The following is a 15,765-nucleotide window of genomic DNA, read 5'->3' on the forward strand; positions in this document are numbered from 1 at the left end:
GCGGGTGTCGAGCGTGAGACCGGACGGGCGCGATCAAAACCGGGCATCGGCGGGCGCCGCTCCCCTGATGACGGGAGGCTGAGTGACCGCGTTGGGAGCATATCCCCAGGCGCACCGGAGACGAGTATCGATCGGACTGGAAAGAAACAATCTCAATGGGGGCCCGGGTCGAAGCGGGACAGCTGGTATCGAAGACGTGACTACAGCTGACACTGGCAGCGTGGGAGAGCCGACCGGAACAGGAAGGGCTGAGGGAGGACTCGAGTATTACCTCGAGTGCGAACGCACTGTCTCTTCGATCTCCGCCCGATTGATCAGCGTTCCGACCGAGCGGATCGACGAGGTGGTCGGGGATGCCGTCGAACGAATCGGCACATTCGCAGGAGTCGACCGTTCGTACCTCTTCGTATTGGAGGAAGGGGGCGAAACGGCGAGCAACATCTTCGAATGGTGCGCTCCCGGAATCGAGCCGCAGATCGCCAACCTTCAGAACATCCCGACGGAGGCGGCTCCATATACGACCGCGAAGCTGAAGAATCTCGAAGTCGTCATCATCGACGATGTTGCCAACCTTCCGGAGGAGGCTGCCCTCGACAAAAAGCTGCTGGAAGCGCAGGGAGTGCAGTCCTGCGTCATCGTTCCCCTCGCCGTCAGCGGCAAGCTCATCGGGCTTCTCGGCTACGACATGGTTCGCGAGAGGCGGGCGTGGCAGGAGAACACGATCGGTCCTCTTCAGATCATCGGTGAAATGCTCTCGAGCGCGATCGCTCGCAAATGGTCGGAGGAAGCGCTTCGAGCAAGCGAGGAACGTTACCGAAAGCTCTTCGAAACGACCCCCGATCTGATTCTTCTTCATCGGGAAGGTCAGATCGTCTACATCAACGAAGCGGGTGCTCGACTTCTCGGCGCATCCGTCGATGAGATCGTCGGCGCGGACGTACTGTCGATCATCGAAGACACTGACCACGAACAGGTTCAGAATCGGATCGAAGCGATCACGAAGACGGGAAAGGAGATCGATCTCCAGAGAGAATGCTTCCTCCGGCGCGACGGATCCTCGGTCGATGTCGAGGTATCGGCGCGCCGGCTGGTCCACGGCGGCAAGCCTTCCGTTCTCGTCGTCGCGCGTGACGTCAGTCCCCGTCTCGAGGCGGAGCGGATCGAAAAGCGTACCGCTTCGCTTCTTCAATCGACTCTCGAGAGCACCGACGACGGAATCCTCGCCATCGATCTCGACGGACGGATCGTCACCTACAACCGCCGACTTCTGGAGATCTGGAGCATCTCTCCATCGACGCTCGAATTCGGTTCCGAGCAGACCTTCCTACGCGCGATGGCCAAGTTCCTCACCGAGCCGGACGCCTTCACCGCTCGCTGGAGATCTCTGAGGCTAGATCCGCTGAAGGAGTCCTCCGATCATCTGGAGCTCAAGGATGGGCGGATTCTCGAGATGTTCTCCAAACCTCAGATGCTGGACGGAAAGCCCGTCGGACGGGTCTGGAGCTTTTCGGACGTATCTCAGCGTCGTGAAGCCGAGCGTGCACTGAGGGAGTCTGTCGAGCGCTTCCGGCTCCTTTTCGAGCGCAACCTCGCAGGCGTCTACCGAAGCTCGGTCGACGGCCGGATTCTCGACTGCAACGATGCCTGCGCCCGCATTCTCGGCTACGAATCCCGCAACGAGCTGATGATGGTGAATGCTGCGGACGTCTACTTCGAATCCGAGGAACGCGAAACTCTGATTCGTGATCTCGAGAGGCGCAAAGCGTTCACCAATCGCGAAAACTGTTTCAGAAAGAAGGATGGAAGTCCGGTCTGGGTACTCGAGAGCGCCACGCTTCTCGACGCTACCGTCGACGGTCCCGATCGACAGATCGAAGGGACGATGATCGACATCACCGAGATCAAGCGCGCCGAGGCAACCCTCCGGGAGAGCGAGGAGCGGTACCGGCTGATGACGCAGTATTCGACCGACATGATCTCCCGGCTCACGCCCGACTGGCTCTTCATGTACGCCTCGCCCGCGGCGGAGAGCCTTCTCGGATACGCCGTGGAGGATCTCGTCGGTACCCCGCTCCCCTCGATCATCCATCAGGACGATCGCGAATCCTTTCTGACCGCGGCTCAGCGCGTTCTTCAGGAGAGGGATGGGGGGACCGTCAGCTATCGGGTTCGTCACCAGCACGGGGGATTCGTCTGGATCGAATCGACGATCAAGCCGGTCCTGAGCGAGGAAACGGGCTCGATCGTCGAGATCGTCACGGTCTCGCGCGACGTCAGCGAGCGTCGTCGGGCGCAGGAAGAAGTCGAGTACCAGGCATATCACGACCCGCTCACCGCGCTCCCGAACCGCATGCTGTTCCTCGACCGCCTTTCGGTTGCCCTGAATCACGCGAAGCGTAACCAGACGCTGGTCGCCGTCATGTTTCTCGACCTCGACAACTTCAAGTTCATCAACGACACCCTCGGCCACTCCGTCGGGGATGCGCTCCTGAAGGAAGTTGCCGCGAGGCTGTCATCATCGGTACGTCTCGACGACACCGTTTCGCGGATGGGTGGAGACGAATTTACGCTACTCACCGACATTCCCGTCGAAGACGACGCCAGAACGATCGCGCGCAAGATTCTCGATGCCGTGGCCGAACCATTCCTGATCGACAGCCACGAGCTCTTCATCACGACGAGTATCGGGATCGCGCTGTACCCCGAGGATGGCGAAGACTCCGACACACTGTTGAAGAATGCCGACAGCGCGATGTACCGCGCGAAAGCGCTCGGGCGAAACAACTACCAGCTCTGTTCCGACTCGAACGGAGCCAGCGCGGAAGAGCGTCTCACGCTCGAGCACTACCTGCGGGGAGCCGTCGAACGGGACGAGCTCGAGGTGTACTACCAACCCCAGGTCGATCTCGTCTCCAACCGGATCATCGGCATGGAAGCGCTGGTTCGCTGGAACCACCCCGAAAAGGGGCTGATTCAACCGAACGACTTCATCCCGCTCGCCGAAGAAACCCGACTGATCTTCACCGTTGGCGAATGGGTTCTCCGGCAGGCGTGTACCCAACTGAAAAAGTGGCAGAACGCAGGTCATCGCGACCTTCGCGTCGCCGTGAACCTGTCGGTCCGGCAGTTCCAGCACCGGGGGCTCGTCGGACGCGTTCGCAACATTCTGGAGGAGACGGGGCTCGAACCGCGGTTCCTGGAGCTCGAGATCACCGAATCGACCGCGATGAAGAATGCCGAATGGACTCAGAGGATGCTCGCAGATCTGCGCGGCATGGGCGTAACGCTCACGATGGACGACTTCGGTACGGGCTACTCCTCGCTCAACTATCTCAAACGATTCGCGCTCGACGTCATCAAGATCGACAGAGATTTCATCGTCGAGATGCTCGACAGCGAAGGCGATGCCGCCATCGTATCGGCGATCGTCACGATGTGCCGCGGCCTCGGTCTTCAGGTGATAGCCGAGGGAGTCGAGACCGAAGAGCAGAAAATCGCTCTGCGCGATCGAGGATGCGAGCTGATGCAGGGGTATCTCTTCGGCCATCCGCTGCCGGCACCGCAGATGCTCGACATGCTGAAGCGGCAGATCTGAGCGATCATAAGGTCGCGCGAGCCTCTTCAATCGCGCTTCACGAGCTTCCCCGGACACGGGTTCTCTCGGGTTTCGATTTGAGCAACAGCCCGCTGATTCCTGGCCCCTGAACCCTAATCCCTGCTCTTCCCCTGATCCCTGATCCCTGATCCCTGACCCCTGCTTCTCTACGCACTCGCTTTCTTCTCGACGATCTTCCGCTGCGCGTGATCGAGGATCCGCTTCCGGAGACGGACCGCGGTCGGTGTCACCTCGGCGAGCTCGTCGTCCTCGATCCACTCCAGACACCGCTCGAGCGACATCTTCGTCGGCGGCGTGATCTGCGTCGCGATGTCCGAACCTGAAGCCCGCATGTTGGTCAGATGCTTCTGCCGGCAGATCTGCACGACCATGTCGTTGTCCCGCGCGTTCTCTCCGACCACCTGCCCCGCATAGACCTTGTCGCCGGGACTGACGAAGAGGGTCGAGCGCTCCTGAAGCTGCTCGATCGCGTAGGCGGTGACGTCGCCCCCTTCCTTGGCGATCAGCGCCCCGGAAGCGCGGGCCACGAGACGGCTCTTCACCGGCGCGTACTTTTCGAACGTGTGGTACATGATGCCGGTCCCACGCGTCTCGCTGAGGAAGATCGTCCGCATTCCGAACAGTCCGCGCGTCGGAATCGAAAGCTCGATCCGGACGCGCCCCGATCCGGGGTTCTCGAGATTGGTCACCTCGCCGCGCCGAAGCTGCATCGTCTCCATGATCGCGCCCATGCTCTCCTCGGGGACGTCGAGCACCAGCGACTCCCATGGCTCGCAGGCGACCCCGTCGATCTCCCGCACGACCACCTGTGGACGGGAAAGGCAGAACTCGTAACCTTCGCGACGCATCTTCTCGGCCAGGATCGAAAGATGGAGCTCGCCCCGACCGCTCACCTCGATCGAGCTCGAGGCCTCGACCGAGCGGAGACGCAGCGCCACGTCGCGTCGCGCTTCCTTTTCGAGACGCTCGACGATCTTCCGAAAGGTGACGTACTTGCCGTCCCGCCCCGCGAAGGGGGAGTCGTTGACCACCCATTCGATCGAAACGGTCGGCTCGTCGATCAGGATCGGCGGAATCTGCTCCGGTTCGGTGCCATCCGCCAGCGTTTCTCCGATCTCGACGTCGGGAAACCCGGAGACGGCGACGATGTCCCCGGCCCGTGCCTGATCGACATCGGTCTGCTCGAGACCCTCGTAGGAGACCAGCCGGGTGACCCGTCCACGAACCGTCGCTCCATCGCGCCGCATCAACGTGATCGTTTCGCCCTTCGAGATCGTACCGCGCCGGATGCGTCCGATCCCGAGACGTCCGACGTAGTCGTCGTAATCGACCGAGCTGACCAGCATCTGGAGCGTTCCGGTGTCGATCAGCGGGGGAGGGATGCGCTGGAGAATCACGTCGAGAAGCGGTCGTACGTCCTCGTTCGTGTGATGCAGTTCGTGGCGGACGTATCCGCTTCGTCCCGAAGCGAAGAGGATCGGGAAGTCGAGCTGCTCATCGGAGGCTCCGAGCTCGACCATCAGATCGAAGACCTCGTCGACGACCTGGTTGGGCCGGGCGTCGGCTCGATCGATCTTGTTGATGATGACCGTCGGCAGCAGTCCGAGAGCCAGCGCCTTTCGCAGGACGAATCGCGTCTGGGGCATCGGGCCCTCCGCCGCATCGACCAGAAGAATCACCCCGTCCACCATCGAGAGAGATCGCTCGACCTCTCCGCCGAAGTCGGCGTGGCCGGGCGTGTCGACGATGTTGATCTTGACCGCGGCCGGATGGACGAAGTCTGCCGGAAGTGTGTGCCCCAGGTAGGTCGGCGTTGGCTCATGGTGGACCGGATGCCCCTCGGCGTCCGGCTCGTCGACCCGGTAGATCAGCGACGCATTCTTCGCCAGGATCGTGATTCCACGCTCCTTTTCCAGGTCGTTCGAGTCCATGACCCGCTCTTCATTTCCCCCGGACCGCGCGCTTCGAATCGCACCCGTCTGGCGCAGCAGGGCGTCCACGAGGGTGGTTTTTCCGTGGTCGACGTGCGCGATGATCGCGACGTTTCGTATGTCGTATCGAAAACTCATAGGGAGCTCCCCTTATGGGAACGCACCTGCAACGCCGGTGCGAGCCGGGAGATTTCGCTCCCTGGGATGCGTTTGACGGGAGAGCGAGCCTCTGGCGGGCCGCGAGCTCGCGGGATTGGATGGCTGACGCGACCCGCCCGGATGGTCGCCGGTTTCAGGTTCGGCTTCGAGAATCGCGGCCCGCCAGAGGCGCGATCTCCCTGGACAACTCCCTTATTTTGCGAGCGTGCCGACCTCCGCGGCACAGACGCCGTCGACACGAAATCGGATATTCTTCGTCTGAACTGCTTCGCAGTCCGATTCCAATCACCCCGGCAGAGATGCCATTTTCAACCTATCAGGAGGTCCAACCCATGAGAAGTGCTTCAGGTTTTCTGACCGGAGCCATTCTGGTCTTCGCGATGGCCTGCGCGACGCCGATGGCGACCGCGCCCGAGCCGGAACCGGTCACCACGCCCCCGGCGCCATTGTTGACGATGGAGCCTGTGCCGGTCGCGGAACTGGTCCGCGAAGTCGAGATACCGTACGAACAATTCACTCTCGACAACGGGCTGAGAGTCATCGTTCACGAAGATCGGAAGGCCCCTGTGGTGGCAGTTTCGGTCTGGTACAACGTCGGCTCGAAGGACGAGCCGAAGGGAAAGACCGGTTTCGCGCACCTTTTCGAGCATTTGATGTTCAACGGTTCCGAGAATGCCCCGGGCGACTATTTCGAGCCGCTCCGGCAGATCGGGGCAACCGATCTGAACGGCACGACCTGGTTCGATCGGACCAACTACTTCCAGACCGTTCCAACGCCGGCCCTCGAGACCGCTCTGTTTCTCGAGAGCGATCGGATGGGCCACCTTCTGGGCGCGGTCACTCAGGAAAAGCTGGACAACCAGCGGGGAGTCGTTCAGAACGAGAAGCGTCAGGGCGACAATCAGCCCTACGGCCTGGTGGACTACGCGCAGCTGAGCGTCCTCCCGGAGGGTCATCCGTACGCGCACTCGACGATCGGCTCGATGGCCGATCTCGACTCGGCGAGCCTCGAGGATGTCAAGCAGTGGTTCCGCGACAAATACGGCCCGAACAATGCCGTGCTCGTCCTCGCCGGTGACGTCGACACCGAAACGGCTAAACGTCTGGTGAATCAGTACTTCGGTGACATTCCTCGAGGTCCGATCAACCATCCCGCCGAGGCCTCGATCCCGGTTCTGGACGAGGCGGTTCACATCGACATGCAGGACCGTGTCGCGACAACGCGTCTTTACAGGAACTGGATGACGCCCGGGCTTACCGATCCCGAGAGCATTCCCCTCGACGTCGGAATGACCGTTCTGGGAGGTCTCGCGAGCTCGCGGCTGGACAATATTCTGGTTCGTGAGGAACAGCTGGCGGTACGCGTCGCCGCATTCCTCCAGGACTTCCACCGCCTCGGGTTCGCCGAGGTGCAGGTCGACGTCAAGCCGGGCGTGGATGCCGACATGGTGGCGCGCCGGCTCGATGAAATCATCGCCGAGTTCATCGCGAACGGTCCCACCGAGGATGAGGTCCAGAGAGTCGCGATGCGCCAGGTTTCGAACCGGATCAAAGGGCTGGAGCAGGTCGGTGGGTTCGGGGGCAAGGCGGTGGCGCTGGCCGAGGGCGCTCTCTACATGAACGACCCCGACTTCTTCCGGACACAACTGCTCGCGTACGGCCGGGTGACGCCCGCTCAGGTGCAGCAGATGATGGAGAAGTGGCTCACGCGTCCCAGGCTGACCCTCCGCGTGACCCCTGGAGAGCGCGGCGAGTATGAGGAAGCCGCGTCGGTCGGCAGTTTCACTCAGAGGCCGTCGTACTTCCGCCCGCCGGCGGATGGCGACGAGCTGATGGCTCCGGTGCCGAAGGTGATGGCAGATCGTGAATGGCCGACCGTCGGAACGATTCAGGATCTCGACTTTCCCGACGTCGAGCGAACGCGACTTTCCAACGGCATCCCCGTCGTCTACGCACGCAGAGACGTCGTACCGGTCGTGCGGATCGCGGTCGAGCTCAACGCCGGTCATGCAGCCGACCCGAAGGAGAAGCTCGGGACGCAGGCGCTGATGCTCAATCTCCTCGAGGAGGGGACGACGAGCATGAATTCGATCGAGCTCGCGGAGGCTCAGGAGCGGCTGGGTGCGGCAATCAGCACGGGTGCTTCGCTCGACCGTACGGCGGTGACGATGTCGGCGCTGACTCCGAACCTGCTGCCTTCGCTGGCACTGATGGCGGACATCATCCGAAATCCAGCCTTCGCTCCCCGGGAGATCGAACGGCTGCGCGACCAGCAGATCACCTCCATTGCGAGTGAGATGACCCAGCCGTTCGCCATTGCGTACCGCTCGCTCCCGCCGCTGATTTACGGCGATGAGCACCCCTATGGAATCCCGTTCACCGGATCGGGCGATCCGGAGCTTCTGAAGACCGTGACTCGCGACGACCTGATTCGCTTCCATCAGACCTGGATCAGACCGGACAACGCGACGATCTTCGCGGTCGGAGACATTCCGCTCGCAGAATTGACTCCGATGCTCGAGAGTCAGTTCGGTGCGTGGGAAGCGCCAGCGACGCCGAAAGGTGTCAAGCGGTTCGACGCCGAGGTGCCGCCGGCTCGTCCGCGGATCGTCATCATCGACCGGCCGCAGTCGCCGCAGTCGCTGATTCTCGCCGGAACCATCCTTCCGGTGAAGGGAACCGACGACCTCCTCGTCCTCAACGCCGCCAATGAGGTGCTCGGAGGCAATTTCCTGTCACGGCTCAACATGGATCTTCGCGAAACCAAGGGATGGGCGTACGGAGTCCGCGGATTCATCAATCAGATCGAGATGGACTCTCCGTACCTGGTCTACGCTCCGGTCCAGGCGGACAAGACCGGACCCTCGATCGCCGCCCTGATGGGAGACATCGAGGCATTCCTCGGTGACTCCGGCGTCACCGCCGCCGAGCTCGAGCGGACGATCAATGGGAACGTCCGCCAGCTCGCGGGCAGTTTCGAGACGTCGGCAGATGTCCTCAGTGCGCTGCGAAGCAACGCGCTGTTCCGGCGACCGGACAACTATTACGAATCGGTCGCTGACCGCTACCGAGCGCTCCAGGCTGCAGAGCTCGACGCCGCAGCTCGCGCAGCCATCGACCCGGAGAAACTGATCTGGGTGGTCATCGGCGACGAATCCGTAATTCGTCCTCAGCTCGAGGAGCTGGGCATGCCGATCGAGACGATGACGCTGAACTGATTTGAACCGATGAGACGTGGCCACCATCTCCGGATGGTGGCCACGCTTCGTTCTCAGGTCTCGACACGGAGAAACATCGTGATCGCCGCGATCGCGAACAGCACGTTCGCACTCCATGCCGCGAGAATGGCCGGGAGATTTCCGACTTCGCCGAACTTGGTGAAGAGTACGAAAACGAGCCAGTAGGCGAACCCGAGGAAGATGGCGATTCCGATTCCGTAGAGCGCCCCCCGCTTGCCCATGCGGAACGCGAAGGGGAGGGCGATCAGTGCCATCACGAGCGGGAGAAATGGCCAGGCGGTCTTCCGGTAGAGCTCGACCTGCAGAGCGTCGGCCGCGTATCCGGACCGCTGGAGATCCCGGATGTGCCGTCGCAGCTCGCCGAAGGTCATCTCCTGAGGTGTGCGAATCTCGGTTGAAAAGTAGAGCGGTCGCTCGGGGTAATGCAGACGAATCGGCGAACGGATCGGCGTGAAGCTGACCCCTCCGTCCTCGCCGAACGATCGCATCCATCCGTCGACGAAGACCCAGCCGACTCCGTCGAAACGTGCTTCCCTCGCCGAGATCCGGCGGGTAACGCTGAAGTTCTCCTGATCGAACTCGAATACCTGAACCTCCGAGAGCGTATTGGCTCGCTCGTCGAACGTGAGGAAGTTGAACAGCCACGGACCTTCGCCCCAGACCCACTGTCGCTGATTCAGATCAACCGCTGCTGCCGACTCCCGCCCTTTGATCAGATTCTCCAGATCGTGATACCGCCGGTTGGAATAGGGGAGGACGAAATCGAGAAGAAAATACGACACCACTGAGATCAGAGCCGCGACCAGAAGAACCGGCACGCTCAGGCGATAGAGCGAGACCCCGCTCGATTTGATCGCGACCAGCTCGCTGTTTCGCGACAGAATCCCGAATGTGATCAGGGTCCCGAGCAGGATCGCAAGCGGCAGAAGGATGTCGAGAATCTGCAGCGAATAGAACTGATAAAAGGAGATGACGTCCGTCATCGCGATCGCGTTCTCGCGGATGTCGTCGGATATCTCCGTGTAATTGATCACGACGAAGAGGATGAGCGTCGAAAAGAGAACGAGAAGAGTGATCCGGACCAGCAGGGTCAGGACGTACCGGTCGAGCAGGTTCGGAAACGTCACGTCCAGCCGCTGCAGAAGGGGCTGGTAGGACTGCTCCACCGCCTGGGTCCGTTCACTCGACTCCTTGCTCTTTCCCTTCCGAAGCCTCTCGACGAGCCTGGCGATCCGGCCCGACCCGCCGCGCTGGCCAGTGTCACGATTCGCACGATTCAGAAGCATCGCTCCGAGAATGATGAGCGCGATGTTCGGCAGCCAGATCCCGAGTCCCGCCGGAATCCTTCCTTCCTCGGCGAGATCCGATCCCCAGGTCAGGAGAATGTAATAGAAGAGGATGATCGCGATGCTCAGTGAAAAACCGGAGCTTCGGCCTCCTCGCCGGTTCGTGAGACCGAGCGGAAGGGCGACGAGACCGAAAGCGATGCACGCGAAGGGAATCGAGAGCTTCTTGTGAATCTCGACCCGGACGTTGCGCCGGTCGAGCGGATTGTCCACCCGGGCGAGAGCTCTCCAGAGCTCCCCGAGGCTCATGCTCTTGTATGAGCGTGAGGTCTCTGCCTCGACCGTTTCGATCCTCGGTGACAGTCGCTGGGTACCATGGGTCACCAGGTCGTATGTTTCCGCATTGCCGGGCCGCCCGATGTGGTTCCGCGCGTTGACCAGATCGATCCAGGTCCGGGAGGTCCCTTCCTCGATCGTCAGATTTCCCGAGGAGGCGACGATGACATTGCTCCGGCCCGGCTGGGTCGAATCGGCGATGAAAATGCCTTTCCATCGACCGGTCGACGAATCGATGTCGTCGACGTACAGCACGAGATCGTCGAACTCGTCGTAGAAAACCCGGGGCTGAATCTGGCTCTTGACGGCCCGCGTGGCCAGCTCGGTCTGAATCTCCTGAAGCCGTGTGTTGCTGTACGGCACCAGAACGTTGATCAGAATCACGTTGATCAGGAAGATCCCGATCGAGAAATAGAGGACCGGCCGGTACACGAACGGAAGCGAGAGGCCACTCGAGCGCATCGCGATGATCTCGGAGTCGCTCGAGAGACGCCCGACCGCGATCAGAATCCCGAACAGCACGGCCATGGGAACCGTCAGGACGACCACGTGTGGGATGGTGAAGAGCAGCAGCGTTCCGATCGTGCCGGGACCCGCACCTTCCCGGATGATGAGCTCCGCGAGCATCATCGTCTCGCGGGTAATCAGGATGAAGGTGTAGAAGGAGAGACCGAGCAGGGTGGGACCGAGCATCTCCCGGATCAGATATTTGTTGAGGATCTTCACTGACGGGAGAGACTACAGGAAGTGGCGGGACGGGGTCGACGAATGCAACGGTTCTATATCGGAGGCCATATTTAACATAATATATCTTATGAGACACTGCGGAAATCCGCAGGAAACACCAGAAGATCCGGATTTGGACGAGTCAGACGTGTCCGACAGGTCAGACAGGTCAGACCGTCCGACTCAAATGCGGACCACCTGAAACCTCAAACACTGCGTGAGCTTTTCAGCGCGCCGGGGTTCTGTCGCCCGCTAAAGCAGGCTCGACATTTGAGGATGCCACGTTTCTGTCCCCCGGCTGAAGCCGGGGGCTAAGATCTGGCGCCGCCCTCCGGTGGCTCCGTAAGCTGCGTCCAATTCGAGCGTATCTGGAACGTTCAGCCGGTCGTGTCTCGATCTGTCGCCCGCTCCGCGGTCGCGCACACCGCGCGAGGACCAGTCTTTGCCAGCCCCCGCGGTCGGTGTGCTACAGAGACGTCGCCGGCCCACGAAGACGTCTGAATCTCTCCAGACCTCCGCTTTGCAGCCCGCGGTCCGCGGGCGACAGAACGTCGAGCGCCCTCAAACACGCTGAATCTCGCGAGATCTCCACTTCGGATGAGCCCGCGCCGCGCGGGCGAAAGAACTTAGCCCCCGCGGCTTCAGCCGGGGGTTGGGAGAGCCGTCGCAGAGAATGTCGAGCCCGCTTCAGCGGGCGACAGATTATCGCTGAAGCCGCGGACCATATCTGGAGCGTACAATTCAGCGCCCGACTACTCCCGTTTCAGACGGTCGATCACCATCTTCAGCGCGTCGATGATCTCCTCACGCTCCACCCGGGACTTCCGGAAGTTCATCTCCAGACGAAACGGAAGATCCTTGTCCCTGAAGCTGTACCTGAAGTTTTTCGGTCGCCCGCGCTGCGCCTTCTTCGCAGCCTTCCCGGAGGTCTGCTCCCGCACCCCGGCCCGCGTCAGCCCACCCCCGGCCAACTGCTCCACCAGCGAGACCATCGCCGCCTCGTCATCGGCCCGGGCGATCTGGATGAGCACCGACTTGCTCGTGATCCCGGCCTCGAGGCACAACTTCCGGATCCGGTTCGGGATCCGGTTGAGCTGGAGACTTTCGGTGATCGTGGTTCGCGACTTCCCAAGGACCTGGGCGAGCCGCTCGTGGGTGTAGCCGAATTTTTCCTGGAGCACCTGAAAGCCTTCAGCCTCCTCGAACGGCGTGAGGTCCTTCCGCTGGATGTTCTCGATCAGCGCGATCTCGAGGACCTCGGAATCGTCCGCATCGAGCTCGATCGCCGGGATCTCCTGGAGACCGGCTGCCGCGGCCGCTCGGTATCGCCGCTCGCCCGAGATGATCATGTAACGGCCGTCGTCGCTCGAGCGGACCAGAATCGGCTCGAGGACCCCCTTTTCCGCAATGGATGCGGTGAGGTCGTCCAGGTCGCCGAGCTGCCGTCGCGGCTGCTCGGGGTTCGGATCGATGATCGAGAGCGGAAGAATGATGCCGATCGTGTTGCCGGATCGACGGACGAGCTCTTCGACGAAGTGCGCGTCGTGACGCATCGACTTCCGTTGAGGCAGACCGCGTCTCATCCCTTCTCCTTCCCGTGATCAGACCCTGCCGAGCATTTCCTCGGAGAGCGAGTAGTACTCCAGCGCCCCGCTCGAGCGCGGAGCGAAGGTGAAAATCGATTCCTTGTAGGCGGGACTCTCCTCGAGCCGGATCGACTTGGAGATCACCGTCCTGAAAAGCCTGTCGCCGAAAACGTTCCGGATCTGCTTGCGGATGTCGCGCGCCAGCGTCGTTCGCTTGTCGTGCATCGTGATGACCACACCGAGCAGCTGGAGGTTCGGGTTCGGTCTGCTCTTGATCTTCTCGACCGTTTCCAGCAGGTCGTCGGTTCCCTCGAGCGCGAAGTACGACGACTGGATCGGCACCAGTACGTGAGTCGACGCCACCAGCGCGTTGACCGTGATCATCCCGAGCGTCGGCGGTGTATCGATGAAAACATAGTCCCATCGGTTCGGGACGTCGGACGCCAGGAGCCGGTCTTTGAGCCTGTAGTAAGCGTCGATCTCGCCGATCAGCTTCGACTCCAGCTTCGCGAGCGCGATCCTCGCCGGAGCGACCTGGAGGTTGTCCACCTTCGTCGGCAGGATGACGTCGTCGATCGACACCGAGTCCGTCGCCAGCACGTCGTACATCGATTTCTCGACCGCATCGTGGTCCACATAGCTCATCGTGGAGTTGGCCTGAGGATCGAGATCGATGAGAAGGGTCGACAAACCCTTCGTGGCGACGGCCGCAGCGAGATTGATGGTGGTGGTGGTCTTCCCTACCCCACCTTTCTGGTTCGCGACCGTAATGATCATTCCCGGTGGCGGATTCTATCAGGTCGGGAAACAGGAGTCAGGAAACAGGATCCAGGAAGCAGGATCCAGGAAACAGGATTCAGGAAACAGGATTCAGGATCCAGCGATTCGCGGAAGCTCCAGCTTTCATGAATCGCGATTGAAGAATGAACCGACCTTGTCCTCCCCGGCCGCGAATCAGACTTCGCGGGAGCGCATTACCGCGCAGGATGCCGTGTCCTGACCCTTGCAATCACTCCTGGCTGCCGGTTTCTGCTGCTTCCTGGATCCTGCTTCCTGACTCCTGTTTCCTGACTCCTGGATCCTGTTTCCTGACTCCTGCCTCTCTACATCTCGTATTTCCCGAAGTCTTCCGGCCGCATCTGCTCGAGCCACTTCTTCACCGAGTCCTCGGAAGCCTGATCCGGCTTGATCGTCCGGGCCTCGTCGAGCACCGAGCGCGCGACGAAGATCGGAGCCTTCGTCCGCAGAGCGAGCGCGATCGCGTCGCTCGGGCGGGAATCGATCGTGAGCGAGCGTGACGACGAGTCGATGTGGATCTTCGCGTAGAAGGTGTTCTCGCGAAGGCCGTCGATAACGATCCGCGTCACGACCGCCTCGAGCGTCGACAGAACCGACTTCAGCAGATCGTGGGTCATCGGCCTCGGCGTCTCGACACTCTCCAGCTCGAGGGCAATGGCGTTGGCTTCGAAAATCCCGACCCAGATCGGCAGATACGTCGAATCGGCGTCGTCCTTCAGAACGACAATCGGAGAGTTGGCTACCGGATCGAGCATCAATCCCTTGATCGTCATGGCCACTTCTTCACTCAAGCCGCTTCTCCTTTCAACGTGTGATGCCTTGCTTCGATGATCTTTACCGGGACCAGAGCGCCGACACAATTGTCAGCTCCTCCGGTGAAATTCACGGTCAAGTTGTCGTCGGTACGTCCTGCCAGCTCCAGCTCCGATGCCCGGCTCGGACCCTCCACCAGGACATCGACCGTCTTTCCGACGTAGCCGTCGAGCACCTCGGATTGAATCCGCTCCTGAAACGCGAACAGACGGTTCAGCCGCTCCCGCGCCACACCTTCATCGACCTTGTCTCCGAGACGAAGCGCCGGCGTACCAGGCCGCTCGGAGTAGACGAAGGCGAAAAGCGAGCCGAAGCGGACTTCCTCGAGAAGCTCGAGGGTCTGGCGGAAATCGTCCTCCGTCTCCCCCGGAAAACCGACGATCACGTCCGTGGAGAACCGGATCTGCGGCATCGCCCCCCGGATACGGCCGACGATCTCGAGATAGCGTTCGGGCGTATAGAGCCGTTTCATTCGCCTCAGAATCCGCGATGAACCCGACTGAACCGGGAGGTGGAGGAATTTCGAGACGTTCTCGTTTCCTGCCATTGCGGCGATCATCGAGTCGTCGACCTCGGCCGGGTGGGATGTCATGAATCGGACGCGCCGGACCCCCGGGACGCCCGCGACGGCATCGAGCAGATCCCCGAATCCCGCGTCGCTCTCCGGGCATCTCCATGCATTGACCGTCTGTCCCAGAAGCTCGATCTCGGATCGTCCCGTCGAAACGGCGTGGCTCGTCTCCGCCACGATGCTCCGGAGCGATCGTGAGACTTCGCGGCCGCGCGTTGTCGGAACGATACAGTAGGTGCAGTTCTTGTTGCATCCCTCCACGACCGTGACCTGCGCCCGAACCTTCGAGGGCCTGTCGATCGAGAGCCAGTCGTAACGCCGGTCCGCCGGAAACTCTGTGGCGATGCGGCGCTCCCCATCGAGCACCTCGTCGAGGAGCCCGACCGTTCCGGGACCCATCACGAAGTCCACCCAGGGTGCCCGGTCGAGAATCCTTCCCGCTTCCTGCTGCGCGACGCAACCGGCGACGCCGATCTTCAATGGTCTCTCGGACTTCAGGCTGCGGAGACGCCCGAGATAGTGGTAGACCTTCTGCTCCGATTTGTCGCGAATACTGCATGTGTTGAGAAGGACGAGATCCGCCTCGGCGGGGCCGGTTGCCGGAGCCCACCCCCTCAGCGTCAGCTGGCCGGCGAGCCTCTGCGAGTCCAGATCATTCATCTGGCACCCCCAGGTCTCGATGAAGAACCGTCCAGAGGATGCCG

General features: G+C 61.5%; 8 protein-coding genes. 2 read left to right on the forward strand and 6 right to left on the reverse strand.

The window, feature by feature from the left end; translation table 11 throughout:
• Nucleotides 1–196 precede the first annotated feature (196 nt).
• Complete coding sequence (locus KY459_05305; protein MBW3564120.1) at nucleotides 197–3,595, forward strand: EAL domain-containing protein; 3,399 nt, start codon at nucleotides 197–199, stop codon at nucleotides 3,593–3,595.
• A gap of 167 nt (nucleotides 3,596–3,762) precedes the next feature.
• On the opposite strand, the gene typA is transcribed toward KY459_05305, so the two are convergent.
• Nucleotides 3,763–5,685 carry a translational GTPase TypA gene (gene typA / locus KY459_05310; protein MBW3564121.1) on the reverse strand — a complete coding sequence of 641 codons (1,923 nt, stop codon included), beginning with the start codon at nucleotides 5,683–5,685 and terminating at the stop codon, nucleotides 3,763–3,765.
• Nucleotides 5,686–6,038: 353 nt separating this feature from the next.
• On the opposite strand from typA, the gene KY459_05315 reads away from it, so the two are divergent.
• Nucleotides 6,039–8,924, forward strand: a complete 2,886-nt coding sequence (locus KY459_05315; protein ID MBW3564122.1) for an insulinase family protein — start codon at nucleotides 6,039–6,041, stop codon at nucleotides 8,922–8,924.
• 53 nt (nucleotides 8,925–8,977) lie between these two features.
• On the opposite strand, the gene lptG is transcribed toward KY459_05315, so the two are convergent.
• The 5 genes from lptG to miaB all read right to left on the reverse strand — a co-directional run bounded on the left by lptG (nucleotide 8,978) and on the right by miaB (nucleotide 15,721).
• Nucleotides 8,978–11,293: an LPS export ABC transporter permease LptG gene (gene lptG / locus KY459_05320; protein MBW3564123.1), complete on the reverse strand. Its 2,316-nt coding sequence runs from the start codon at nucleotides 11,291–11,293 to the stop codon at nucleotides 8,978–8,980.
• A 752-nt stretch (nucleotides 11,294–12,045) separates the two neighbouring features.
• A complete protein-coding gene (locus KY459_05325) occupies nucleotides 12,046–12,876 on the reverse strand; it encodes a ParB/RepB/Spo0J family partition protein (protein ID MBW3564124.1) in 831 nt (276 codons plus the stop codon).
• Between the two features lie 18 nt (nucleotides 12,877–12,894).
• Nucleotides 12,895–13,656, reverse strand: a complete 762-nt coding sequence (locus KY459_05330) for a ParA family protein (GenBank protein MBW3564125.1) — start codon at nucleotides 13,654–13,656, stop codon at nucleotides 12,895–12,897.
• A gap of 326 nt (nucleotides 13,657–13,982) precedes the next feature.
• The gene (locus KY459_05335) at nucleotides 13,983–14,450 is read right to left on the reverse strand and encodes a bifunctional nuclease family protein (protein ID MBW3564126.1); all 468 of its coding nucleotides are present in this window, start codon (nucleotides 14,448–14,450) and stop codon (nucleotides 13,983–13,985) included.
• Nucleotides 14,451–14,464: 14 nt separating this feature from the next.
• The gene (miaB, locus tag KY459_05340; protein MBW3564127.1) at nucleotides 14,465–15,721 is read right to left on the reverse strand and encodes a tRNA (N6-isopentenyl adenosine(37)-C2)-methylthiotransferase MiaB; all 1,257 of its coding nucleotides are present in this window, start codon (nucleotides 15,719–15,721) and stop codon (nucleotides 14,465–14,467) included.
• Nucleotides 15,722–15,765 lie beyond the last annotated feature (44 nt).

It is taken from the genome of Acidobacteriota bacterium, assembly GCA_019347945.1.
In the GTDB taxonomy this organism is placed as follows: domain Bacteria; phylum Acidobacteriota; class Thermoanaerobaculia; order Gp7-AA8; family JAHWKK01; genus JAHWKK01.